17 protein-coding genes are annotated in these 24,120 nt (G+C 73.8%); 7 read left to right on the top strand and 10 right to left on the bottom strand.

What is annotated here, in order from left to right:
• Positions 1 to 67: 67 nt before the first annotated feature.
• The 4 genes from ACIQI7_RS26865 to ACIQI7_RS26850 all read right to left on the bottom strand — a co-directional run bounded on the left by ACIQI7_RS26865 (position 68) and on the right by ACIQI7_RS26850 (position 8,757).
• Complete coding sequence (locus ACIQI7_RS26865; protein WP_401114310.1) at positions 68 to 763, bottom strand: hypothetical protein; 696 nt, start codon at positions 761 to 763, stop codon at positions 68 to 70.
• Positions 760 to 4,944 (bottom strand): NEW3 domain-containing protein, encoded by a 4,185-nt coding sequence (locus ACIQI7_RS26860; RefSeq protein WP_401114308.1) that lies wholly within the window; start codon positions 4,942 to 4,944, stop codon positions 760 to 762. The genes ACIQI7_RS26865 and ACIQI7_RS26860 overlap by 4 nt, the downstream gene beginning before the upstream one ends.
• 23 nt (positions 4,945 to 4,967) lie before the next feature.
• Complete coding sequence (locus tag ACIQI7_RS26855) at positions 4,968 to 7,415, bottom strand: discoidin domain-containing protein (protein WP_401114305.1); 2,448 nt, start codon at positions 7,413 to 7,415, stop codon at positions 4,968 to 4,970.
• Between the two features lie 253 nt (positions 7,416 to 7,668).
• On the bottom strand, positions 7,669 to 8,757 hold the full coding sequence (locus tag ACIQI7_RS26850) for a LacI family DNA-binding transcriptional regulator (protein ID WP_401114302.1): 1,089 nt from the start codon (positions 8,755 to 8,757) through the stop codon (positions 7,669 to 7,671).
• A gap of 208 nt (positions 8,758 to 8,965) precedes the next feature.
• Between ACIQI7_RS26850 and ACIQI7_RS26845 the strand changes: the two genes are divergently transcribed.
• The 7 genes from ACIQI7_RS26845 to manA all read left to right on the top strand — a co-directional run bounded on the left by ACIQI7_RS26845 (position 8,966) and on the right by manA (position 18,924).
• On the top strand, positions 8,966 to 10,255 hold the full coding sequence (locus tag ACIQI7_RS26845) for an ABC transporter substrate-binding protein (protein WP_401114299.1): 1,290 nt from the start codon (positions 8,966 to 8,968) through the stop codon (positions 10,253 to 10,255).
• A gap of 111 nt (positions 10,256 to 10,366) precedes the next feature.
• Entirely contained in the window at positions 10,367 to 11,239 is an 873-nt protein-coding gene (locus ACIQI7_RS26840) for a carbohydrate ABC transporter permease (protein ID WP_387747114.1), read from the top strand.
• Positions 11,240 to 11,242: 3 nt separating this feature from the next.
• Positions 11,243 to 12,169 carry a carbohydrate ABC transporter permease gene (locus ACIQI7_RS26835; RefSeq protein WP_401114296.1) on the top strand — a complete coding sequence of 309 codons (927 nt, stop codon included), beginning with the start codon at positions 11,243 to 11,245 and terminating at the stop codon, positions 12,167 to 12,169.
• 42 nt (positions 12,170 to 12,211) lie between these two features.
• Positions 12,212 to 13,498 (top strand): glycosyl hydrolase, encoded by a 1,287-nt coding sequence (locus ACIQI7_RS26830; RefSeq protein ID WP_401114294.1) that lies wholly within the window; start codon positions 12,212 to 12,214, stop codon positions 13,496 to 13,498.
• Between the two features lies 1 nt (position 13,499).
• On the top strand, positions 13,500 to 16,541 hold the full coding sequence (locus tag ACIQI7_RS26825; RefSeq protein WP_401114291.1) for an alpha-mannosidase: 3,042 nt from the start codon (positions 13,500 to 13,502) through the stop codon (positions 16,539 to 16,541).
• 140 nt (positions 16,542 to 16,681) lie between these two features.
• Positions 16,682 to 17,614, top strand: a complete 933-nt coding sequence (locus ACIQI7_RS26820; RefSeq protein WP_401114289.1) for an ROK family protein — start codon at positions 16,682 to 16,684, stop codon at positions 17,612 to 17,614.
• A 20-nt stretch (positions 17,615 to 17,634) separates the two neighbouring features.
• Entirely contained in the window at positions 17,635 to 18,924 is a 1,290-nt protein-coding gene (gene manA / locus ACIQI7_RS26815; protein WP_401114286.1) for a mannose-6-phosphate isomerase, class I, read from the top strand.
• A 97-nt stretch (positions 18,925 to 19,021) separates the two neighbouring features.
• Here manA and ACIQI7_RS26810 read toward each other — a convergent pair whose 3' ends face one another.
• The 6 genes from ACIQI7_RS26810 to ACIQI7_RS26785 all read right to left on the bottom strand — a co-directional run bounded on the left by ACIQI7_RS26810 (position 19,022) and on the right by ACIQI7_RS26785 (position 24,090).
• Complete coding sequence (locus tag ACIQI7_RS26810; protein ID WP_401114283.1) at positions 19,022 to 19,417, bottom strand: DUF2267 domain-containing protein; 396 nt, start codon at positions 19,415 to 19,417, stop codon at positions 19,022 to 19,024.
• 259 nt (positions 19,418 to 19,676) lie between these two features.
• Positions 19,677 to 20,312: an acyl-CoA thioesterase gene (locus tag ACIQI7_RS26805; RefSeq protein WP_401114280.1), complete on the bottom strand. Its 636-nt coding sequence runs from the start codon at positions 20,310 to 20,312 to the stop codon at positions 19,677 to 19,679.
• On the bottom strand, positions 20,309 to 20,506 hold the full coding sequence (locus ACIQI7_RS26800) for a hypothetical protein (RefSeq protein WP_049657510.1): 198 nt from the start codon (positions 20,504 to 20,506) through the stop codon (positions 20,309 to 20,311). Before ACIQI7_RS26800 ends, ACIQI7_RS26805 begins: the two co-directional genes overlap by 4 nt.
• Before the next feature lie 371 nt (positions 20,507 to 20,877).
• A complete protein-coding gene (locus tag ACIQI7_RS26795) occupies positions 20,878 to 21,840 on the bottom strand; it encodes a DUF6528 family protein (protein WP_401114277.1) in 963 nt (320 codons plus the stop codon).
• A gap of 256 nt (positions 21,841 to 22,096) precedes the next feature.
• Positions 22,097 to 23,485, bottom strand: a complete 1,389-nt coding sequence (locus ACIQI7_RS26790; protein ID WP_401114274.1) for an NAD(P)/FAD-dependent oxidoreductase — start codon at positions 23,483 to 23,485, stop codon at positions 22,097 to 22,099.
• A 107-nt stretch (positions 23,486 to 23,592) separates the two neighbouring features.
• Positions 23,593 to 24,090, bottom strand: coding sequence for a flavoprotein (locus ACIQI7_RS26785; protein WP_401114272.1), 498 nt, complete (start codon positions 24,088 to 24,090; stop codon positions 23,593 to 23,595).
• Between the last annotated feature and the right edge of the window lie 30 nt (positions 24,091 to 24,120).

Below are 24,120 nucleotides of genomic sequence, written 5' to 3'. Positions count from 1 at the left end.
ACTGCCTGGGCGGCCCTTCGCTCCACGGGGCGAAGGGCCGCCCGGAAGGGGCGTGCTCAATGGGTGCTCAGTGGCGGTGGTGGTTGTCGGGTTGGGCGGGGTCGCCCGGGTGTTCCAGGCCCTCGACCAGGGTGAGGCGGTGGGCACGGGCTTGGTCGAGCCAGCGGACGAAGGCGGCTCGGCGGGCGGCGTCGCGGAGGACGGGGGTGGGGTCGGGGGCTTCCGGGGGCGTGGTCACGGCGAGGAGAGCGGCTGTCCAGGGGCCGACGGTGACCCACTCGCCCTCCGGCGCTGTGCGGAGGGCCTCGACGAGGGCCTTCGGGAGGGTGTCGGGGTCGGCCTCGAATTCTCCGTCGGGGAGGGCGAGGTGCCAGCGTTCCGTTGTCGGCCGGGTGGTCATGGTGCGGTAGTGGGCGACGTCGGTGGGTGAGGGCTCGATGTCGGCCGACACGGAGTCGTAGACGGCTCGGACGGCCGCACTGCCCTCGTAGGCGGCCGCGGTGATGGAGCCGAGTTCGACGGCGGCCTGTTGGTCGAGGTGGGCAGGAAGCGAAGACCCCACGGGCAGGTCGCGTTCGGCGGCCACCGTCTCGCACAACGCCTCGGTCAGCAGGACCTGGGCGACCCACCGGGTGAGCTGGCGGTCCTCCGAACTGCCGGGCTGCGGCAGGGCGGTGGCGCGCGGGCCGGTCCGCAGGGCGGCGAGGCGGCGGTCGAGCGCCGTACGCGGGAGGGGGCGTCCGTCGAGCAGGCCGAGGGTCATGCCTCCACCACCAGGGCGACGGTCGGGGCGTACTGGCAGCGGCCGAACCACATGACCTTCGCCAGGGCCCAGTACGAGCCCGGGTCGGTGGATTCGGGGACGGCGACGGCGAATTCGACCACCGTGGAGGAGCCGGCCGGGACGGTGAAGCCGCGGACGGGTTCGGCGATGGCCTCCCAGGTGCCCCACGGGGAGACCAGCTGCAGCTCGCCGCGGATCTCGCCGCGCGTGCGGTTGGTCAGGGTGAGGGCGAGGGTGGCCCGGCCGCCGGGGGCGAGCCGCAGGGTCTCGGCTGCGACCTCGACGGTCAGGCCGGTGTCGCGGCCGGTGGTGGCCTTGGTGCCCTGGGCGATCGTCCAGTCCTCGGGGGTGTCGCCGGGGGCGGGCAGCAGGTCGGGGAGGTCGCCGACGGCGATGGTCACCACGTCCTCGATCTGCTGGCCGTCGTGCTCGATCCGCACCGCCGCGAAGTGGAGCCCGGGCTCGGCGCCGGCCGGCGGGGTGAGGGTCACCGGGAAGCGCAGGTGCCCGTCCGCCTCCAGCCGGTACGGCCGGCTGCCGAGGCTGGTAGTCCACCCCTCGGGCGGCAGCACCACGGCCGTGCCCTCGACCGCCGCGTCCCGCAGCTGGGAGGAGAGGGCGACCGAGAGCGTCACCGGCTCCCCCGCCGTCCGCAGCAGCCCGGGCGAGGCGCCGACCGACACCGGCAGGTAGCCGAGCGGTGCCGGGCCCCGGTTGTGCAGCCAGTAGCGGGCGTGGACGGGTTGGGCGACCTCGGCTGCCGGGCCGAGGTCCGTCGAGCCCGCCGGAGCCGAGACGGCGGGGGTCGCGAGCAGGGTGGCGATCTGCGACCCGGCGAGGTCGAGCCCGGATCCACCCGAAGGAAGCGGCCGTTCCAGCAGGTCGGCGGCCTGGAACGAGCCCAGCCCGAGCGCGCCGCCGAGCCGCGCCGTCCGACCGAGGCCGGTCGACTCGACCAGGCGGACGGCCAGCTCCGGGCCCACCGGCGCCGCCGACCCGCGGGCGATCGGGTTCCCGGCCGGCTTGAGCGCCCCCAGCAGCACCTCGCGCTGTGGTTCGACCTTCAGCCACGACAGCGTGGCCGGCAGCGGCCCCTCCTGGGCCTCGGCGATCCGGGCGTACAGCGGGTGGTTGAACTCCTGGCCCTGGGCGGGCAGCGTCTGCGAGCGCCAGTCACCGTCCCCGCCGACCAGCGCGTAGCTGAACTCATGCGTCCAGTGCTGGAGTTGGAAGGAGACGCCGTCGGGAAGGGTGCGCCGGGGCGGGTCGATCCAGACGCCCGAGGGCCAGCCGGTGCAGGAGCGCATCAGCGACAGGTGCAGAGCTCCGGTGGTGTCGACGGCGAAGCCGGGCAGGCCGAAGCTCAGCAACGCCACGGTGTGGTCCGCGAGTTGGTCGGAGACTGCTGCCGGGCAGACGGCGGTGATCCGGGCGTCGGCCAGGTCGTCGACCAGGGCGGAGGCGTCGCAGACGACGAGCGCCGGCAGGGCCCGCAGGTCGCGCAGGTCGGCATCCGGCCGCCAGACCTCGGCGAGCGGCGTCAGCGCCGGCACCCACACCGCGCCGTGCGCCTTCAGGGCGGCCGCGTACTCCTCTCCTGCCGTCGAGATCAACTCCCGCGCCGCCTCGTTGACTTCGGGGCCGCCGACGACGATCCGGAAGTCCGGCAGGTTGGAGTCCACGTCCAGCCAGCCGTACCGCGCCCAGTCCGCCCCCGAGGTGGTGGCCGTGACGCCGACCCGGGCGAGCGCGACGACCAGCGGACGGGCGTCGGCGGCGTCGTCCAGCGCGGGGACGACGACCTCCGCCACGCCGAGGGCGCGGGAGCCGACGGCCGTCCCGGCGGTGTCGGTCAGCTCGATCCGCGCGGTGGCGCCGAGGCCGAACCAGGTGTTGGCCGGATTGTCCAGGGTCCACGGCGCTTCCGCCGAGTCCACGTCCGGCATCGCGAAGCCGCGTCCGACGACCGCGCCCGCGACCTCGCTGACCGGCAGGCCGCCGGGGACGTCCACCGGGAAGCGCAGTCGCAGCAGCCGGTCGGCGCCGGAGTAGTCCACAACCCGGGTGCGGCAGTCGACCCGGTCGAGGCCGCGCCAGAGCGTGACGGTCTGCTCGTACCGGAGCGCGTCGACCGTCCCCTCGATCACCAGGCGCTCGCCGAGCGGCCCGGTCTCCCGGCGGACCGACGCCACGCCGTCCCCGGAGCCGACCACCGGGCCGCTGGGCACCAGGTGCCAGGGGCCCTCGCCGAAGTCGGGGTGCTGCGGGTACTCCTCGTACACCCGCAGCTCGTTGCCGATCCGGCCGTCCTGGATCAGCTCCCGGTCGTGCCGCAGGTCCCGCACCGAACACAGGCCGCCGCCGCGGGCCGGGTCGGCGGTGACGCGGTACCGGTCGCCTTCGATCACGAAGCCGTCGGCGGCCGTCCACGGCTGTTCCGCGGCGCCCTCCACCAGCCGCCAGGTGCGCCAGCCGAGCGCGGGGACGTCGGCGGCCAGGAAGCGCAGCGTCCCCCGGTCGACGGCGCTCGGCACCGCCTCGCCCCGATCGTCCAGCACCCTCACCGACCGTACGTCGGACGGGAGTTCGACGGCGACGAGGTCGGTCCGGTCGAAGGAGAGCGGGTTGGTCACCACGATCGCCCGGCCCGGCCCCGCCGTGGAGATCCGCGCCGCCAGGGCGTCCAGCGCGGCGTCCCGGACGCCGGAGGCCAGGTCGTAGGCCTCCCGCCAGCCGCCGAGCAGGTCCAGGTAGACCTGGTCGGACTCGGAACCGGTGATCGCGTCGTGGTGGGCGCCGTAGGCGAGTTGGCGCCAGACCTTGTCCAGGGCGGCGGCCGGGTAGCGGCCGAGGCCGTGGACGGCGGCGAGGGTGGCGAGCTTCTCGGCGTCCACGGCCGCGACCTCACCGGCCCGTTGGGCCTGCTTGGTGTCGATGTACGAGACGTCCTTGCCGGTGTACACCGGGTTCATGTCGCGGGTCTGCGGGCTGGGCCGGCGTCCGGTGTCGGCGAGTTCGGCGCGCACGGCGTCGAGGAAGTCGCGCGGGACGGCGCAGACGAACCGCGGCCAGAGGTACTTGGCGGCCCAGGAGCGGTGGATCTCGGTGACCCACTTGTTCGGCGGGGTGTAGTCCGTCCCGACCGGCAGCAGCAGGTTCTTCGTCGCGCCCACCGGCTTGAGCTTGCGGTACAGCTCGTAGACGGCCTGTTCTGCGGTGGCGAGGTCGGCGGAGGAGTCCATCCACCAGCCGGCCGAGTAGTGGTGCGGCATGTAGTGGGTGAGCACGCCCTCGCCGCCGGGGGCGATCCACTCGAACTCGCTCGGGAACTGCATCACCCGGGCGTCGTCCTTGGCCTCGCGGAAGTTCTTCTGGATCGGGCCCCACTGGTGGAAGGGGCCGCGCGCCCAGGCGCTGCCGGTCAGGCCGGCCGCGGCAAGGTGGCCGGGGAACTGCGGGTCGTGCCCGAACACGTCGAGCTGCCAGGCGGTCCGCGGGTCGCCGCCGAGGATGTCGCGCTGGTAGCCGATGCCGTGGACGATGTTGCGGATGGTGGTCTCGGCGCCGGTGAGGTTGGTGTTGGGCTCGTTGTAGGTGCCGCCGACGAGTTCGACCTGGCCGCGTTCCAGCAGCTGCCGCAGCGTCTCGCGGCGCTCCGGGTGCTGGTCGAAGTAGGGCTTCAGGTAGTCGACTTCGGCGAGCACGAACTTGTACACCGGGTCCCGCAGGGCGAGGTCCAGGTGGGCGTCGACGAGGGCGAAGCCGTTGCGCTCCCACAGCGGCCGGGTGGTGGCGTCGGCGGAGAGCAGCTCCCACGGGGAGGTGTAGGCGGCCTGGGTGTTCCACCAGACCGGGTCGTAGTGGAAGTGCGAGACCAGGAACATCGTCCAGCCGGGCTCGGCCACCTCCACCGAGGCCTCCACCGAGGAGCCGGTCTCGGCGCTCACGGCGACCGGGATCCGGTCGCCGGGCGAGGCCCCGCTGATCTCCAGCGGGACCTCGACCAGCCCCGTGCCGGTCGCCTCGCCGCGGACACCCGGGCCGCTGACGGTGATCCGGGCGGCCGGGCCCTCCAGCCGCACCCGCAGCACTTGGCGCGGGGCGTGCTCGGGGCCGACGAACAGGTCGGTGCTCTCGACGGCGGTGATGGTGACCGGCACGGGGTGCTTCCTTTCCTACGGGGCTACGCGCCCCAGGCCTCGAACTCGTAGATGCGGGCGGCCGGGTCGGTGGTCTGGGTGGGCTTGGTGACCACCAGCCGGACGTAGCGGGCGGTGGTGTTCACCGGGTGGCTCGTCGTGCCGGCCGTGTTGCCGGTGACGTCGGCGACCGTCGTCCAGGGGTCGTTCACGCCCGACCGGACCTGGATGGCGAAGTCGCGGGTGTTGTACGAGGCGCTCTCGCCGCCCGCCGCGGCGTGCTTGACCACGAACCTGGACAGCTGCTTCGCCGAACCGAGGTCCACCTCCAGCGTCTTGGTGGTGGTCAGGGCGCACCACTTGTCGCCGTTCCCGCCGCTGACGCTGCCGTTGACGGCCTTGGCCGGGCCCTCGTCGGCGTTGCACTGGCCGGAGGCGGTGGCCGGGCGGTTGAGCGCCAGGTTGCTGGAGGTCGACGGGGTCCCGTTCCAACTCACCGTGGTGGAAGCGGCGGTGGAGCGCCCATAGGTGGTGGACACCGCCTCGACGTCCAGCGTGGCGGCGCTCTCGGTCCCGGCCCGGTCGAGCCGCCCGACGAAGTAGGCGTCGTTGGGCGTGGCGCCGAGGAAGGTGCGGCTGCCGTCCGGGTTGCGCCGGTACACCTCGTAGTGGTGCACGTTGCCGCCGGCCGCCGCCGTCCAGGACAGCCGCAGGGACTGGCTGGAGCCGGGCGTGACGTCGCTCGCGCCGAGCACGGTGAGGCCGGACGGTGCCGCCGGGGTCTCCACCGATCCGTCGTAGAGGGCGACCTGGCCGACCCGAAGGTCGTACGCCGGGTCGCTGCCCTCGACCCGCAGGGCGATCTGGGCGACGGTGCGGCCCGCGTACGGGGAGAGGTCGAGGGTGTGCCGCTCCCAGCCGGTACCGGAGTTGGAGCCGACGTCGATCGTGGTGAAGCTGCCCGGCGCGTCGGTGAAGGAGACGGCGGCCTTCAGCCTGGTCGGCCCGGCGGCCGGGGCCTTGACCACCAGGTCCAGCTTGGTGTTCGCGGCGACCGCCAGCCTGGTCTGGTACAGCCGGACGGTGTTGGCGGCGTCCAGCTTTCCGCTCAGCCGCAGCGAGGAGCCGCCCTGGTAGGCGTCGGTGAAGTCGACGGACGGGGTGAGCCTGCTGCCGCTCGACTCGACCACCCAGCGGTAGGTGGGCGGGACGTCCTGGAGCGAGAGGTTGTTCCAGCCGCCGGTGGCGACCCGGGTGCCGGCAGCGTTGTAGAAGTCGCCCTGCCCGGTGTCGAAGTTGGTGACGAAGGGCTTGGCGGTGACCGGCGAGGACTCGGCGACGTAGCCGGCCAGTCCGGGCCAGCTCGCCGAGAGGTCGATCCTGGACGGGTCGTTGGCGGCGCCGACCCAGTAGCGGGCGTCCTTGGCGTAGAAGTCGGCGCGGTCGGCGGCGGACTTCCAGGTCCACTCCGGGCGGTAGAGGCCGAGCGAGGTGGTGTGCGGCCGCCCGGACGGGAAGAGGGCGTTCCAGTCCACCCCGGTGTTGTAGCCGGCGGCCTCCGTGTCGATGCCGGTGTAGAGCTCGTACTCGCTGCGGCCCAGCTGCCGGGCCAGTGTGCGGGAGGAGGCGAGGCCGCTCGCCGACCAGTTGAAGTTCAGGAACATCGAGTCCGAGGTGCGCTTCGAACCGTCCTGCAGGAAGGGCGAGTTGGCCGAGGTGAGGGCGTTCTGCCAGTTGACCGAGCCGGAGGTGGTCATCGCGTCGTACCACATGAACTCGGTGCCGCTCTGCGCCTTGGTGTACTGCATCAGGTTGCGCACCTCGGCCGCGAGGGTCGAATCGCCGCCGCCGGTCTCCTGGTTGATGAACCAGCCGTCGAAGCCGTAGTACTGCGCGGCCTGGACGAGCTTGTCGGCGACGGGGTAGCGGCTGCCGGACTTCTGGACGAAGTCGCGGACCCACTGGAGCTGGCCGCCGTACGCGCCGGGCGGGAAGAAGACCGTGCCGTACACCTTGACGCCGTTGCGGTGGGCGGCGTCGATCACGGTCGGGTTGGGGGCCAGGATCAGGCCCTCGCCGGCCGAGCCGCCCCAGAACACCAGCTTGTCGACGTACTGCCAGTAGCCGAAGGCGTAGTAGTTCGGGTCGGCGGAGCCCTGCGAGGGGTTGTTGGAGGTGGGGCCGAAGGAGACCAGCGAGGCGATCTTCCCCTCGCCGCTGCGGGCGTTGGGGTTGGCCCGCAGCGCCGGGTCGCCGGTTCGCGGCTGGAGCGGGACGCGGGAGCGGTTGAAGCGGGCGTCCGGGTCGGTCGCCGGGTCCCAGTTCAGGATGCTGTTGGGGTACCAGTACGAGGCGAAGGGCTGGCTGCCGGTTCCCGCGGCCGACGCGGCGGGTGCCGCGGCCGGTACCGGGTCGGCCCAGGCCGCGGGGGCGGTGGTCAGCGCGGCCGACGCGAGGACGGCGCTGAGCAGCAGGGGGAGGCGTCGTGACATGCGGTGGCTCCGATCGAGCGGAGGAGGGTGGGGGCGGGCCCGCCGTCGCGGACGGGCCCGGCTGCATGCGGGCGTGCCGGTGCTGGATCGAGTGGGGGTCGTACCGCTGCCGCCCTCGGCCGGGAGCCCGGACGGGCATCGGGCTTCCGCGGTGCGCCGGGGGGCGACGGCGGAACGGGGAGCGGATCGGGCAGCGGGAGCCGGGCGTGGTGCGGCGGAGCGCGCCGAGCGGGTCCCGCTCGGCGCTGCGAGGCTAAACCGGTTCAGAACCGCTGTCAACGATGCGCGCAGCAACCACCCCGGCGGGGGAGACGGCCGGGCCGACCGCCCCGGGCGGCGAGGTGGACTCCCGTACGGTCAGCCGCGGCGTGGGCATCTGCAGGTCGCGCCCCGGCCCCGGCCCGTCCAGCGCCGCCAGCAGGCTGCGCGCGACCTGCTCGCCGAGCGCGAAGGTGTCCCGGCTGAGCGCGGTCAGCGGCGGGTGGACGATCCGCGCGAGCACCGAGTCGTCGAAGGAGACGATGGACAGCTCGCCGGGCACCGCGACGCCCATCTCCCCCGCCACGCCGAGGCCCGCGACGGCCATCACGTCGCTGTCGTAGACGATCGCGGTGGGCCGCCGGGACCGGGACAGCAGCGTCCGGGTGGCGGCCGCGCCCTCGGCGTCGCTGAAGTCGGTGGGCACCGACACGGCCTCCTCCAGCCCCAGCCGGCGCGACGCGTCGCGCAGCGCGCGGATCCGCCGCTGGGTGTGCTGGAAGTGCGGCAGCCCGGCGAGGTGGGCGATCCGGCGGTGCCCGACGGCGGCCAGGTAGTCCACGATCGACAGCATCGCCTCCCGGTCGTCGGCCCAGATCCGCAGCTGGTTGCCGCCCTTGCCGGGCCCGCCCAGCACCACGGCGGGCAGCCCGAGTTCGTCCAGCACGGGCAGCCGCGGGTCCCTGACCTGGAGGTCGACCACGATGAAGCCGTCCACCCGGTGCTCGGAGGCCCAGCCCCGGTAGACGTCGATCTCGGCGGCGGTGTCCTCGACCACCATCAGGTGCAGCGCGATCGAGCTGGCCGAGAGCACCGCCTGGAGCCCGGACAGCAGTTGGCTGAAGAACGGCTCGACGCCGATGGTGCGGGCCGGTCGGGCGATCACCAGGCCGACGGCGTCGGCCCGGGCTCCGCCGAGGGCCCGCGCGGCACTGTGCGGGCGCCAGTTCATCTCCTCGGCGACCCGCAGGATCCGGGCCCTGGTCGCCTCGCTCACGCCCGGCCGGCCGTTGAGCGCGAAGGACACCGCGCCCTTGGAGACACCGGCCTGGCGGGCGATGTCGGCGATCGTCGGTCTGCCCACAGAACCCGACTCCTCTCTTGACATCCAAGTTTAGGCGGGAGCATAGTCCCTGGCATAGCTAGACCGGTTTAGTTAGTCAGGTTCCGGAACCCGGCACAACCCCGTCGTGCACGACCCCCGTCGCGCGACCCGGTTGGGCCGGAACCCGCAGGCACCACCCCCGAAGTGCGCACGATCCCCCACCCACCCCCAGGAACGGGAGACCCTCATGCGAAGAATCTGGGCGGCACTGACCACGACCGCGCTCGCCACCGCCGCGCTCAGCGGCTGCGGGCTCGGTTCCGGCGACGCCAAGGACAGCGACGCGGTGGCGAGTGCGGCCGCCACCGGCGAGGTCAAGGGCAAGGTCTCCCTCCAGACCTGGGCGCTCAAGCCGAAGTTCACCGACTACATGCAGGGCGTGATCGACGGCTTCAAGAAGAAGTACCCCGGCGTCGAGGTCGAGTGGCTCGACCAGCCCGGCGAGGGCTACTCCGACAAGGTGCTCAGCCAGGCCGCCGCCGGCACCCTGCCCGACGTGGTCAACCTCCCGCCGGACTTCGCCTTCCCGCTGGCGAAGAAGGACGTCCTGCTGGACGTCGCCAAGGCCGACCCGAAGCTCGCCGAGGAGTACGTCTCCGGCGGCGTGGACGCCTACCGGTTCAACGGCCACCAGGGCACCTTCGGCTACCCGTGGTACCTCAACACCGATGTGAACTACTGGAGTTCGGAACTCCTCACGAAGTTCGGACTGGACCCGCAGAAGCCCCCGACCAGCCTGGACGAGCTGATCGCCCAGGCCCGGGTGATGAAGGAGAAGTCCGGCGGCCAGACCTACCTGATGAGCCGCAAGCCGGGCATCGGCGACCTGTACAACATCGGCGTGAAGATCATGTCCGACGACGGCAGGACCTTCACCTTCAACACCCCCGAGGCCGCCGCGCTGCTCGACAAGTACCGCGACGCCTTCAAGGAGGGCCTGATGCCGAACGGGGTGCTGACCGACACCTACGCCGGCAACTCCAAGCTCTTCAGCTCCGGCACCGCGGCCTGGACCACCGGCGGCGGCAACTTCATCACCAGCCTCGCCACCGACAACCCGACCCTCGCCCCGAAGGTCGTCCCCTCCGCCGCGATGGGCACCCCGCCGCTGTACGTCCAGGGCCTGTCCATCCCGAAGAACACCAAGAACCCGGCCGCCGCCGTGGCGCTCGCCCGCTGGGTGACCAGCCCCGAGAACCAGGCCGCCTTCGCCCACCTGACCAGCGTCTTCCCGTCCACCAAGGCCTCCGCGAACGACCCGTTCTTCAGCAAGGGCGACGGCACCAACGCGGGCGACGCCAAGGTGATCGCCTTCACCTCGCTCGCCAAGGCGAAGCTGATCCAGCCCGTCGAGGTGGACGACGCGATGGCCACCGTCATCAAGCAGCAGTTCGCCCTGGCCATCAGCGGCGAGACCAGCTCCAAGCAGGCGCTGGACACCGCCGTCGAGCAGTGCAACAAGCTGCTCAAGGGCTGACGCCCGACATCCGGGCATCACTCCGCGTACCGGCGCGGGCGGCGGGCCTCCCCCACCCGCCGCCCGCCGGGAGCCACCCGCACCACCCCCAGGCCCCAGGAAGGCAACGGCATGACCCACCGGCGTTGGTTCACCCCCTGGCTGCTCGCCGGCCCCGCGATAGTCTGGCTGGCCGTCTTCAACCTCTGGCCGGCCGTCAACACGGTGATCCTCTCCTTCACCAACGCCAAGCCCCTGGGCGGCGGGCAGTTCACCGGCCTGGAGAACTACGGCCGGCTGCTGGACGACGAGCAGCTCGCCGACGCCCTGCTCAACAGCATCGTGTTCATGCTGGTCTGCCTGCCCCTGCTGACCGTCCTGCCGCTGCTGCTCGCCCTGCTGGTGCAGCGCAGGATCCCCGGCATCACCTTCTTCCGCACCGCCTTCTACACCCCGGTGATCGCCTCCGCCGTCGTGGTGGCGCTGATCTGGGGCTGGGTGCTGGACGACCGCGGCCTGGTCAACGGCCTGCTCGGGCAGTCCGGGCTGGCCGACTCCCCGGTCCCCTTCCTGACCGACCGCTGGCTGCTGCTGTTCAGCGCGATCGCCCTGACCGTCTGGAAGGGCCTCGGCTACTACATGGTGATCTACCTGTCCGCCCTCGCCAACGTCCCGCGCGAGCTGCACGAGGCCGCGGCCGTGGACGGCGCCGGCCCGCTGCACCGGTTCCGGCACGTCACCCTGCCCGGGGTGCGCCCGACCATGGTGCTGATCTCCGCGCTGATCTCGGTGAGCTCGCTGCGCGTCTTCTCCGAGCTGTACGTGCTCTCCAACGGCCTGGGCGGCCCGGGCGGCCGGGACATGTCGGTGGTGATGCTGATCCAGATGTACAGCCGCGGCTTCAACGGCCACCTGGGCTACGCCTCGGCGCTCAGCCTGCTGCTGTTCGTCATCACCCTCGGCCCGATGCTGTTCCTGATGCGCCTGAACCGGAAGGCGGCCTGACCCATGACCACCGTCCGCACGAGGGCCGCCGGGCCCGACGACCCGACCGGGCCCGACCGCGCGCCCGGGCCCGTCAAGCCGACCGGGCCCGCCCGGGGCTTCAACACCCCCTCCACCGCCCAGACCGTCGCCCGCTACCTGCTCCTGGTGCTGGTCCTGCTGCTGGTGATCGGCCCCTTCCTGTGGCAGCTGTCCACCTCCCTCAAGGGCCCCGCCGAGGACGTCTACACCCGCACCCCGAGCTTCCTGCCCGACCAGCCCACCCTGGGCAACTACGGCAAGGTCGCCGACGTCATCCCGGTGTGGACCTACGCGCTCAACTCGGTGATCGTCGCCGCCGTCTGCATCACCGGCAACGTGGTCGGCTGCACCCTGGCCGGCTACGCGCTCGCCCGGCTGCGATTCCGCGGCGCCAAGCTCGTCCTGGGCCTGTTCCTCGCCACCCTGATCCTGCCCGGCGAGGTCACCATCGTCTCCCAGTACGTGCTGGTGCGCGGCCTCGGCCTGGCCGACACCCTGGCCGGCGTCGCGCTGCCGGGTTCGATCGCGATGCTCAACGTGCTGCTGATGCGCACCGCCTTCGCCGCCGTCCCGGTCGAGCTGGACCAGGCCGCGCTGGTGGACGGCGCCAACGTCTGGCAGCGGCTGTGGCACATCGGCCTGCCGAACGTGCGCGGCATGCTCAGCGTGATCGTGATCTTCACCTTCATCGGTGCCTGGGACGACTTCCTGTGGCCGCTGATCGTGCTCAACGACCCGCAGAAGTACACCCTCACCGTCGGGCTCCAGTACCTCAACGGCACCTTCTCCGCCAACCCCCGGCTGATCGCGGCCGGCACCATGATCGCCTTCCTGCCGATCGTCGTGGTGTTCGCCGTCTGCCAGCGCTTCTTCTTCAAGGGCGTCGAGGAGGGAGCCGTCAAGGGATAGCCCACCGCCCGTACGCCCCGAACCCGTTGAGGAAGATGCCCGATGACCACCGCTCCCCGTTTCGGTGTCAACTACACCCCCAGCGCCGGCTGGTTCCACCACTGGCTCGACTTCGACCTCGACGCCGTGCGCGCCGACTTCGACTCCATCGCCGCCCTCGGCCTGGACCACGTACGGGTCTTCCCGCTCTGGCCGGTCTTCCAGCCCAACCGCACCCTGATCCGCCCGCGCGCCGTCGAGCAGCTGACGGCCCTGGTGGACGCGGCCGGCGAGCGCGGGCTGGACGTCGCGGTGGACGGCCTGCAGGGCCACCTGTCCAGCTTCGACTTCCTGCCGTCCTGGACGCAGACCTGGCACCGGCGCAACATCTTCACCGACCCCGAGGTGCTCGACGGCCAGGCCGCGTACCTGCGCACCCTCGCCGGAGCGCTGCGCGAGCGGCCCAACTTCCTCGGGATGACGCTCGGCAACGAGATCAACCAGTTCTCCGGCGCCCCGCACCCCGACCCCGACCGGGCCACCCCCGCCGAGGTTGAGGCCTGGCTGCGCCGGATGCTCGACGCCTGCGAGCAGGGCGCCCCCGGCCGGCTGCACCTGCACGCCTCCTACGACGCGGCCTGGTACCTGGACGAGCACCCGTTCACCCCCTGGCACTCGGCCCGGATCGGCGCCGCGACCGCCGTGCACTCCTGGGTGTTCAACGGCACCGCCCAGCGCTACGGCGCCCACTCCACCGCCACCGCGCAGCACGCCGCGTACCTGGTCGAGCTCTCCAAGGCCTGGGCGGACGATCCGGCCCGCCCGGTCTGGCTGCAGGAGGTCGGCGCGCCCGCCCCGCACATCACGGCGCAGGACGCGGCGCGCTTCACCGGCGCCACGGTGGCGGCCGTACTGGACTGCCCCGACCTGTGGGGCGTGACCTGGTGGTGCTCGCACGACGTGGACCGCTCGCTCGCCGACTTCCCCGAACTGGAGTACAGCCTCGGCCTGTTGACCACCGACCGGACGGTCAAGCCGGCCGGCGCCCGGCTCGCCGAGGCCGCCGCCGAGGCCCGCCGGTCCTGGCAGCCGCCGAAGCCGCGCAGCACCGCCGTGGTGGTCGCCACCGGCGACGAGGTCACCTCGCCGCGGCGCGCGGTCTGCGGCCCCGGCGGTCCGGTGTACGAGGCGTTCATGCGCCTCGCCGAGGACGGCGCCCGGCCGACCGCGGTGCTCGCCGAGCACGCCGAGGACCGCGAGCACCTCGCCGCGCGCGGCATCACCGAGGTGGTCCACCCCTCCGACGTACCCTCCCTCCAACCGTCCCCAGCCCGCAACGGAGCCCGCTGACATGCACGATGACCGCACCCTGGTCGAGTCCCGCCTCAAGCGCGTCCTGGACGAGCGCATCCGCCCGGCCGTCTACCCCGAGTCCGTCCCGCTGGAGGTCGGCATCTGGACGGCGCCCGGCGAGCCCGTCCCGGTCGCCGAGGGCCTGGCCGCCCCGCGCACCCCGATCGCGGTCGGCGACGCCTGGGGCGCGCCCTGGGGCACCAGCTGGATCACCGTGACGGGCACCGTGCCCGAGTCCTGGGCCGGGCGCACCGTCGAGGCGCTGATCGACCTCGGCTTCGACGCCAACATGCCCGGCTTCCAGTGCGAGGGCCTGGTCTACCGCCCGGACGGCTCCCCGGTGAAGGGCCTCAACCCGCAGAACCAGTGGGTGCGGATCGCCGCGCCGGCAGCCGGCGGCGAGCAGGTGCTGCTGCACGTCGAGGCCGCCTCCAATCCGGTCATCCTGGACTACCACCCCTTCCTGCCGACCGAGTTGGGCGACAAGGAGACGGCCGGCGACCAGCCGCAGTACAAGCTGGCCCGGATGGACCTGGCCGTCTTCGACGAGACGGTCTGGCAGCTGGTGCTGGACCTGGAGGTGCTCGGCGAGCTGATGGCCGAGCTGCCGGTGGAGGGCCCCCGCCGCTGGGAGATCCTGCGCGCGGTCGAGCGGGCGCTCGACGCGGTCGACCTCCAGGACGTCAACGGCACGGCCGCGGCCGCCCGTTCGCAGCTGGAAGGGGTGCTGGCCGCGCCCGCCGTGCCGTCCGCGCACCGGATCAGCGCGATCGGCCACGCCCACATCGACTCGGCCTGGCTCTGGCCGCTGCGCGAGACCGTCCGCAAGGTGGCCCGCACCACCGCCAACATGACCGCGCTGCTGGAGGACGAGCCGGAGTTCCGCTACACCATGTCCCAGGCGCAGCAGTTCGCCTGGATCAAGGAGCACCGGCCCGAGGTGTACGCCCGGGTCCGGAAGGCCGTGGCGGAGGGCCGGTTCGTGCCGGCCGGCGGCATGTGGGTCGAGTCCGACACCAACATGCCGAGTTCGGAGGCGATGGCCCGGCAGTTCGTGCACGGCAAGCGGTTCTTCCTGGACGAGTTCGGGGTGGAGAACCACGAGGCGTGGCTGCCGGACACCTTCGGCTTCACCGGCGGCCTGCCGCAGATCATCCGCAACGCGGGCTCCAAGTGGCTGCTGACCCAGAAGATCTCGTGGAGCCAGGTGAACCGGTTCCCGCACCACACCTTCCTCTGGGAGGGCATCGACGGGACCAGGATCTTCACCCACTTCCCGCCGGTGGACACCTACAACTGCTCGATGAAGGGCAGCGAGATCGCCCACGCGGCGAGGAACTTCAAGGACAAGGGCGTCGCCCGGCACTCGCTCGCCCCGACCGGCTGGGGCGACGGCGGGGGCGGCACCACGCGCGAGATGGTCGCCAAGGCGGCCCGGATGAGGGACCTGGAGGGCTCGGCCACCGTCCGCTGGGAGGACCCGGCCGAGTTCTTCGCCAAGGCCGAGGCCGAGTACCCGGACCCGCCGGTCTGGGTCGGCGAGCTCTACCTGGAGCTGCACCGCGCCACCCTGACCAGCCAGGCGAAGACCAAGCAGGGCAACCGGCGCAGCGAGAACCTGCTGCGCGAGGCCGAACTCTGGTGCTCCACCGCCGCGTTGCGCACCGGCGCGGCGTACCCGTACGAGCAGCTGGACCGGATCTGGAAGACCGTGCTGCTGCACCAGTTCCACGACATCCTGCCCGGCTCGTCCATCGCCTGGGTGCACCGCGAGGCCGAGGCGACGTACGCCGCGCTGGCCGCCGAGCTGGAGGGGCTGATCGGCGCGGCGCAGCAGGCGCTGGCCGGGGCCGCCGACGGCGGGCGCGAGCTGGTGTTCAACGCGGCGCCGCACGCCCGCTCGACGGTGCCGGCGGGCGGGGCCGCCGTGGTCGCGTCGCCGGGCGCCGGCTGCGAGGCGGTGGAGCGGCCGGAGGGCGGCTTCACCCTGCACAACGGCCTGCTGGAGGTCGTCGTGGACGCGGACGGCCTGATCGCCTCGGTGGTCGACCTCGCGACCGGCCGGGAGACCGTCGCGCCGGGCAGCCGGGCCAACCTGCTCCAGCTGCACCCCGACTTCCCCAACATGTGGGACGCCTGGGACGTGGACCAGTTCTACCGCAACACCGTCACCGACCTGACCGGCGTGGACTCGCTCACCGCCACCTGCTCCCCCGACGCGGCCTCGGTGCGGATCGCCCGCTCCTTCGGCTCCTCCACCGTCGTCCAGACCCTCACCCTGCCGGCCGGCGAGCAGCGGCTGGACATCGACACCGAGGTCGACTGGCACGAGACCGAGAAGTTCCTCAAGGCCGCGTTCCCGCTGGACATCCACACCGAGCGCTACGCCGCCGAGACCCAGTTCGGCCACCTCTACCGGCCCACCCACACCAACACCAGCTGGGACGCCGCCAAGTTCGAGGCCTGCAACCACCGCTTCGTCCACCTCGACGAGCCAGGCTGGGGCGTCGCCCTGGTCACCGCCTCCACCTACGGCCACGACGTCACCCGCGCGGTGCGCGCCGACGACGGCGGGACGACCACCACCGTCCGCTTCTCGCTGCTGCGCGCCCCGCGCTTCCCCGACCCGAAGACCGACCAGGGCCTGCACCGCTTCCGGCACGCCCTGGTGCCGGGCGCGGCGATCGGCGACGCCGTCCGCGAGGGCTACCGGATCGGCCTGCCCGAGCGGCGGGTCACCGGCAGCGCCGAGCAGGTCGCGCCGCTGGTGGAGGTGGACGACGACGCCCTGGTGGTGAGCGCCGTCAAGCTCGCCGACGACCGCAGCGGGGACCTGATCGTCCGGGTCTACGAGGCCGGCGGCGGCCGCGTCCGGGGGCGGCTGACCACCTCCTTCCCGCTGGCCGGCGCCGTCCCCTGCGACCTGCTGGAGCGGCCCTGGGACGGCACCCGTGGGGAGGTCGCGGTCGAGGACGGCGCGGTGCGGCTCGCGCTGCGGCCGTTCGAGCTGGTCACGCTGCGGCTCAGCGCGGCCCGCTGAGCCGCAGGGCCACTGACCCGCTGGCCACTGGCCACTGGCCGGGCCGCGGGTCCGTCGGTCCGCTGGTCCACGTACGCTGTTCGGCGCCTCGGCCGCCTCGGCCGGGGCGCCGCCCCCATCGACCGCTTCTGGAGCCCACCGTGCCCGTCACCCCGCTGTTCGCCGCCGTCGACGTCGGCGGCACCAAGATCGCCGGGGCGCTGGTCGACGCCGACGGACGGCTGCGGCACCGGCTCCAGCTGCCCACCCCGGCCGCCGAGCCGGGCGCGGCCGTGCTCGCCGTGGTGCACCGGGTGCTGGAACGGCTCGCCGGGACGGCCGACTGGGCCGCCGTGACGGCCGTCGGGATCGGCAGCGCCGGCCCGGTCGACCTCACCGACGGCACCGTCAGTCCGGTCAACATCCCCGGCTGGCGCGGCTTCCCGCTGGTCGCCGAGGTCGCCGCGCACCCGGCGGTGGCGGCGCGCGCCCTGCCCGTCCACCTCGCCGGGGACGGCGTGGCGATGGCCGCCGCCGAGCACTGGCAGGGCGCGGCCCGGGGCGCCGCCAACGCGCTCTGCCTGGTGGTGTCGACCGGCGTCGGCGCCGGGCTGGTGCTCGACGGCGTGGTGCGCCCCGGCCCCAGTGGCAACGCCGGCCACCTCGGCCACATCACCGTCGACCTGGACGGCGAGCCCTGCCCGTGCGGCTCGCGCGGCTGCCTGGAAGGCCTCGCCAGCGGCACCGCGATCGCCCGCCGCGCGCTCGCCGAGGGCTGGCGGCCCGTGGACGGCGACCGGACGGCCCGCGCCGTCGCCGCCTCCGCCGCCGCGGGCGACCCGGTCGCGCTCGCCTCCTTCGACCGCGCCGCCCAGGCACTGGCCGCCGGGATCGCCGCCACGGCCGCCCTGGTGGACCTCTCCCGGGTGGTGATCGGCGGCGGCGTGGCCGCGGCCGGGGACGTGCTGCTCGCCCCGCTCGCCCGCCACCTGGACCGCTACGCCGCCCTCTCGTACATCCGCGGCCTGGACGTGCGCCGCGCCGAACTCGGCACCGACGCCGGGCTGATCGGCGCGGCCGCGGTCTGCCGCTGACCCTCCCCGGAGCCACCCGCATGCCGCCGCCCGCCCTCCCGCCGTTCCCCCTCCCCCCGTTCGCCCTCCTGCGCAATCCCGTCCGCCGCTACGCCTGGGGGTCGGCCACCGCCATCCCCGCGCTCACCGGCGCCGCGCCCGACGGCACCCCGCAGGCCGAACTCTGGCTGGGCGCCCACCCCTCGGCGCCGTCCCTGCTGACCGTCGACGGCCGCGGCGGCGGGGGCGGCCCGCGGCCGCTGGACCGGCTGATCGACGCCGACCCGGACGGCTGGCTCGGGCCGGACACCGTACGGCGGTTCGGACCGGCGCTGCCGTTCCTGTTCAAGGTGCTGGCCGCCGAGCGGGCGCTCTCGCTCCAGGTCCACCCCACCCGCGCCCAGGCCGAGGCCGGGTACGCGGCGGAGCAGGCCCGCGGCATCCCGCTGGACGCGCCGGAGCGGGTCTTCAAGGACCGCGGGCACAAGCCCGAACTCATCTGCGCGCTCGGCGACTTCGAGGCACTGTGCGGCTTCCGTCCGACCGCCGGCACCGCCCGGCTGCTGGCCGCGCTCGACGTGCTCCCCGACTGGGCCGCCGCGCTGCGCACCCGGCCCGCCGAGGCGGTGCTGCCCGGGCTGCTGCGCGCCGGGCTGAACGCCTCCGACGACGAACTCGCCGCCGTCACCGGGGCGTTGCGACGCACGGCGGCCGCCGGCGGACCGTACGCCGCGAGCTGCGCCGCGTACGCCCGCCTCGCCGAGGAGTACCCCGGCGACCGGGGGCTGCTCGCCGCGCTGCTGCTCAACCACGTCCGGCTCACCGCCGGGCAGGCGCTGTACCTGGACGCCGGGGTGCCGCACGCCTATTTGCGGGGCGTGGGCGTTGAGTTGATGGCCAATTCGGACAACGTGCTGCGCTGCGGGCTCACCCCCAAGCACGTCGACGTGGACGGCCTGCTGGCGGTCACGTCCTTCCGCCCCGGGGAGCCCGAGGTGCTCCTGCCGCGTCCGCTCGGGAGCGACTCCGGCAACGGCTCCGGAACCGGCACCGGAAACGGAAACGGAACCGGAAACGGAACCGAGGAGCGGTTCCCCTCGCCCGCCGAGGAGTTCGGCCTCTCCCGGCTGCGCCCCGGAGCCGCCGCCGTCCGGGTCGACCTCCCCGCCCCGCAGATCCTGCTCTGCGTCTCCGGCCGGGCCCGGCTGCGGGCGCCCGGTGGCGCCGAACTCCCGCTTCCCGCGGGCGCGTCGGCCTATCTGCGCCCGGGCGCCGGGCCGGTCGAGCTGACCGGCCCGGGCGCGGAGCTGTTCCGGGCCACCACGGGGTAGACGGCCGCCACGCGGTCACGGCCGCCACGGGATCGCGGCCGCCCCGGAGTCGACGGCGCGGCTCCGGGGGCACGGGCGGGTTCGGGCCCGGGCGGGTTCAGGCCCGCGCGGGATGGCCGAACAACAGGTCGTAGCCTTCCGGGAGTTGCTCGATCACCCGGTCCACCAGTACCCCCGGAACCAGGTCGGCGACGGTGCTGAGCACGGCCCCGATGTCCCACTGCGCCGTCGCCGGGGTCGCCCCGTCGATCCACCCCACCACGGCCTCCACGAAGCGCTCGGCGGTCAGCGGCTCGGCCGCGGGCGCGGCGTCGCGCAGCAGCGACGCGTAGGTGACGGGCAGCGCGTCGGCGAGTTCGTTCCGCTCGGACCCCACCAGGTGCTCGCCGAGCAGGGCGAGCACGACCCGGGCGGCATGGTCCGCCTCGGCCTCGCCCCGGTACTCGCCGCGCTCCACGACGCGGGCGAGGAAGTCCTCCCAGGAGATGGTCATCGCGTCCTCCTTCCGGTCGGCGGCGCCGGCCGGACCGGCGGCGGCCTGCTCGCCCTGAGCCGGGAGGGGAGTCGCAGCCCGTGACCACCGCGGGACGTACCGGTGCCCGTGCTGCTCAGGGTAACTCGCCCCGGCGCTTCCGGAACCGGCCTGCCACGACGGGAACGCGGGACCGTACGGCCCGCCCGGGCCCCGGGGGTTCCGGCCGGGCGGACCGACGCCGTCGTCGATCACGCCACCGGCCGCCCGCGCCGGCGGTTCAGCCCGCCGAGGCGTGGCACCGCCTGCGCGGCCGCCGGGACGGCAGCAGCCCACCGGTGGCCGCACCGGCCGCTACGCGCTGCGCCGGGGCCGTCGCGCTCACCGGTGCCGCGGCCGCCGTCACCGGCGTCCCCGTCGGCACGGTGGCCGCCGTGGTCACGGTCGTCGCCGCGGTCACCGTGGTGGCCGCCAGGGCGGCCTGGGCGCGGGCCCCGTCCGTCATAAACGCCGAGAGAAAGACCCGCTCGGCCGGGCTGAGCGCCCGCGAGCGGCCGGATTCGCGGTCCCGCGCGACCACCACGGTCCGCGCCCGCATAAAGGTCAGCCGATCCCGGCAGACATTCACCTCGACCTGCGCGGAACTCCGTCCGAGCCGCTCCACGGTGAGCCGCACCGCCAACGGCTCCGGCCGGTGGTGCAACTGCTCCAGGTAGTCGATCTCGTGCCGCGCGATAATGAATCCGGACGGGAACAGCGACTCCCGTACGGCGGTTTCGTGGTGGCAGAACAGGTCGTAAATCCCCTCCTGGATGTAGCCGACCAGGCGGGCGTTGTTGATGTGCCCGTTCTCGTCCACGTCGCTCCACCGGGTGGGGCAGGACAGCACGTGCACGCCCGGCTGGACCGCGCTCACTGCCGGGTCAGCCCGGCACCGGCGGGGAGCAGCGCGCGCTGCAACCTGGCGTAGTAGCCGGAGTGTTCGGCCGCCATCCGGGCCGCGGTCCACCCCTCCTCGGCCGCCTCGGCGGCGGCCTGGACGACCAGACTGTCGAGCACGGCGTCGACCGCGCGGCACAGGTCGTGAACGGCCGCGAGCCGCTCGGTCACATCCGCCCCGCTCCCCGCGTTCCGGGACGGGAAGGCTGCCAGGGATTCCATCGCGAGCTGAAGGTCGTCAACTCCATCCGGCCGGGTTTCCACAGGGAAATTCCGCATGTTTTTCTCCATGACTCATTCGGCCTTTACGGCCCAGTAGCTAGCGTTCGAATACACCGGATCGGTGTCGACCCCCCGACCCCACGACGCTATCCCAGCCGACCGGGGTCGACGGATGGTTTGCGGACCGCGACGGAAAACTGACCTCCATCGGAGTAGTTTGTCGGTGTACACAATATGCCCCATCAGCCGAATGCCGTCCGCAATTCGGGTGGTATCTCCGACGCGCGCCCCGAGATCGACCCCTCAGGGTCCAAAATCTGCTACCGGACACTCCACCACCTCGCCTTGTAGAGGTGCGTGCCGCGCAGCACCCGCGCTCCCTCCGGCCGGTGCAGGGTGATCACCGAGGTGCACCAGTCGCACGGAGCCGTGTGGTCGGGCGCCACCGTGAGCAGCCGGCCGGTGCCGGGCTCGTCACCGACGCTCTTGAGGTCCCGCTCGGCCGCCGGATCCGCCAGGTGCACGGCGGTGAAGCGGTCGGCCGCCGGGTCGTAGCGCCACAGGCCGGCCGACGTGGTCACCCAGAACCGTCCGGGGGACGCCGACACGGCCGCCAGGTCGTGCCCGCCGGGCGCCGGCAGCGGGGTGCTGCGCACCTCGGCGAGGGTCGGCGCGGCCGGGGTGCCGCCGACCCGCAGCGCGGTCAGCGACGTGTCGCCGAGCACCAGGAGCAGGCCGGTCCGGGCGTCCCGGTGCACCCCGTGCGCGCCGGGCAGCGGGAACTCCGCGTACGCCGCGGCCCGCGGGCCCTGCGAGGCCGCGTACAGCCGCACCCAGCCGCCGCTGCTCGCCGCCACGGCCACGTTGCCGTCCGGCAGCAGCTCGATGCTGTGCGGATTGGCGGCCGCCCCCAGGTCCGCGGCCCAGTGGACGCGGCCGGTGGCCGTCTCCACGACCGCGGCCAGCCCGCCGGAGGCGGTGGTCAGCAGGTAGCGACGGCCCTGGCGGACCCGGGACTTCGCCTCGTCCGGACCGGTCCAGCTGCGCGCGGGCGCCAGATCCGCCAACTCCGGTGCCCGGTCGGCACTCCAGGCCCAGACCACCGGCAGCCGGTCCGGGCCCCGGTAGGCCATCAGCTCCTCGGCGCTCTGCAGCACCAGCACGCTGCGCGAGGCCTGGTCCACGACCGCCACCTGCCGGCCCGGCGACCCGGCCCACGCGCCGTTCCCGGGCACGCAGAGCAGCAGGGCGACCGCGAGGGCCGGCGGTGTTCTCCTCAGCACGCCTTCACCGTCGGTGCTGGGGGCCGACTCCGCTCGGCGGCACGTCCGAACGGACGATCGACATCGTAGGGCGGGACGGCGACTCCGGGGGTCCGCCTCGTCCACTGCCGGGTGCGCGGTCCGTCGACCACGCCCCTTCCGCCCCGCGGACGTTCAACACCGGTGGCTCAGACCCGGCGGTTCAACGGCCATCGGCTCGGCACCCGGCGACTCGGCGCCCAGCGGCTCGGCCCCCGGTGACTCGGCGCCCAGCGGCTCAGCGCCCGGCGACGAGGTCCGCGACCCGGGCGATCGGCGAGGTGGTGGACCGGCCCGCCGCCTCCTGCCGGTCGGCGGCGTGGTACGCGGCGTACATCGCGTGCACGCCCAGCCAGCGCAGCGGCTCCGGCTCCCAGCGCCGCACGGTGTGGCCCACCCAGGGCAGCCGCGTCAACTCGGTGTCCCGGCCGAGCACCAGGTCCCGCAGGGTCCGGCCGGCCAGGTTGCTGGTGGTCACCCCGCTGCCGACGTACCCGCCCGCCCAGCCGAGCCCGCTCACCCGGTCCAGCTCGACGGTGGCGCACCAGTCCCGGGGGACGCCGAGCACGCCCGCCCAGGCGTGGTCGATCCGGGCCTGCGCGGCCGCCGGGAAGAAGCGATCGAGGATCCGGCGCAGCCGGCGCACCGTCTCCACCTGGGTGCCGCCGTCCGAGTCCGTCCGCGAACCGAACCGGTAGGGCACGCCGCGACCGCCGAGCGCGATCCGGTCGTCGGCGGTGCGCTGGGCGTACATGTAGGCGTGCGCGAAGTCGCCCAGCACCTCCCGGCCCTCCCAGCCGACCTCCGCCCAGAACCCGGCGGGCAGCGGCTCGGTGGCGACCATCGCCGAGTTCATCGGCAGCCAGGTCCGCCGCTCGCCGCGCAGCCCGGCGGTGAACCCCTCGGTGGCGCGCAGCACGTGGTCGGCGGTGACGGTGCCGTGCGGGGTGACGGCGCGGGGCTTGCGGTAGCCGGAGCCGGGCAGGATGGCGGTCACCGCCGTCCCCTCGTACACCTCGACGCCCGACTCGCGCACGGTGCGGGCGAGTCCGCGGGCGAGCTTGGCGGGCTGGATGCGGGCGCCGTACCGGGTCCAGCAGCCGCCGAGGGTGCCGGCGACGGTGATCCGGTCCCCCGCCTCCTTCGCGCCGAGCAGCTCGACGCGGCCTTCGCCGTAGGCCCGCTCACCCTCGACGTGGGCCCGCAGGCGCTCCAACTGCGGCCTGCTGCGGGCGACTTCGAGGACCCCGCCGCGGACGACGTCCGCCTCGATCCGCTCCGCCTCCGTGACGTCGACGACCTCCCCGACCGCTTCGTCCATCAGCCGCTGCATCGCGGCCGCGCGCCGCAGCCCGTACGTCCTCGCGAACGCGCCGCGCCCGGCGAAGCCGTTGTACAGCCAGCCGCCGTTGCGCCCGGAGGCGCCGTAGCCGCAGAAGCGCTGTTCGAGGACGGCGATCCGGACGCCGGGGTCGGCCTTCTTCAGGTAGTAGGCGGTCCAGAGCCCGGTGTACCCGCCGCCGACGACGCACACGTCGACGTCCCGGTCCCCCGGCAGCCCGGGCCCCGCCCCGGGCACCCCGTCCGCCGCGTACCAGAACGACACCCCACCGTTGACCGCCGCCACCGGAAACCTCCCGCACCCTCGCTGACCTGCCCGGACGCTACCTCCGGAGGTCCCGCGGGGGCCACCCCCCACACTGCCAGGATCCGCGCGCCGCACCAGCCACCCTGTCAGTCCCGCAGCAGCCCCAGGGCCCGCGTCCAGTCGTACGGGCCCGGCGTGGAGTCCGCGATCCGCACCCCCATCCGGCGCAGCTTCGCCAGGCTCTCCGCGTACGCCGGGTGCGCCGACTGCGCCGCGCTCAGACAGGGCTGCACGGCGACGGGGACGCCCCAGCCGTACGACTCGCAGAGGATGCCGAGGGCGAGGGTGTCGGAGATGCCCAGGGCCCACTTGTTGATCGAGTTGAAGGTGGCCGGGGACACCACGATCGCGTCCGGGTCCGGCAGCGGCCGGGGCTCGCCCGGCCTGCGCCAGGCCGAACGGATCGGATACCCGGTCTGCGCGACGATCGCCCCGGCGTCGATCATCGGCACCGCATGGGGCGTCGCCACCACCCCCACGTCCCACCCCTGCCCCTGCGCCGCCGCGATCAGCTCCCCCACCCCGCCCGCGACCCCCGCCGCGCACACCACCACGTACAGCACCGGCTTCTTCGCCTCGGACACCCTCGGACTCCCCACTCCCGGCCCACCTGC

It is taken from the genome of Kitasatospora sp. NPDC092039 (genome assembly GCF_044756065.1).
Taxonomy (GTDB): domain Bacteria; phylum Actinomycetota; class Actinomycetes; order Streptomycetales; family Streptomycetaceae; genus Kitasatospora.
This window is presented reverse-complemented; position numbering and strand designations above follow the sequence as displayed.

Excerpts from the sequence above, each read along its gene's own strand:
- ACIQI7_RS26865 (WP_401114310.1), bottom strand. The coding sequence starts at position 763 with ATGACCCTCGGCCTGCTCGACGGACGCCCCCTCCCGCGTACGGCGCTC.
- ACIQI7_RS26855 (WP_401114305.1), bottom strand. The coding sequence starts at position 7,415 with ATGTCACGACGCCTCCCCCTGCTGCTCAGCGCCGTCCTCGCGTCGGCC.
- ACIQI7_RS26845 (WP_401114299.1), top strand. The coding sequence starts at position 8,966 with ATGCGAAGAATCTGGGCGGCACTGACCACGACCGCGCTCGCCACCGCC.
- ACIQI7_RS26840 (WP_387747114.1), top strand. The coding sequence starts at position 10,367 with ATGACCCACCGGCGTTGGTTCACCCCCTGGCTGCTCGCCGGCCCCGCG.
- ACIQI7_RS26835 (WP_401114296.1), top strand. The coding sequence starts at position 11,243 with ATGACCACCGTCCGCACGAGGGCCGCCGGGCCCGACGACCCGACCGGG.
- ACIQI7_RS26830 (WP_401114294.1), top strand. The coding sequence starts at position 12,212 with ATGACCACCGCTCCCCGTTTCGGTGTCAACTACACCCCCAGCGCCGGC.
- ACIQI7_RS26825 (WP_401114291.1), top strand. The coding sequence starts at position 13,500 with ATGCACGATGACCGCACCCTGGTCGAGTCCCGCCTCAAGCGCGTCCTG.
- manA (WP_401114286.1), top strand. The coding sequence starts at position 17,635 with ATGCCGCCGCCCGCCCTCCCGCCGTTCCCCCTCCCCCCGTTCGCCCTC.
- ACIQI7_RS26810 (WP_401114283.1), bottom strand. The coding sequence starts at position 19,417 with ATGACCATCTCCTGGGAGGACTTCCTCGCCCGCGTCGTGGAGCGCGGC.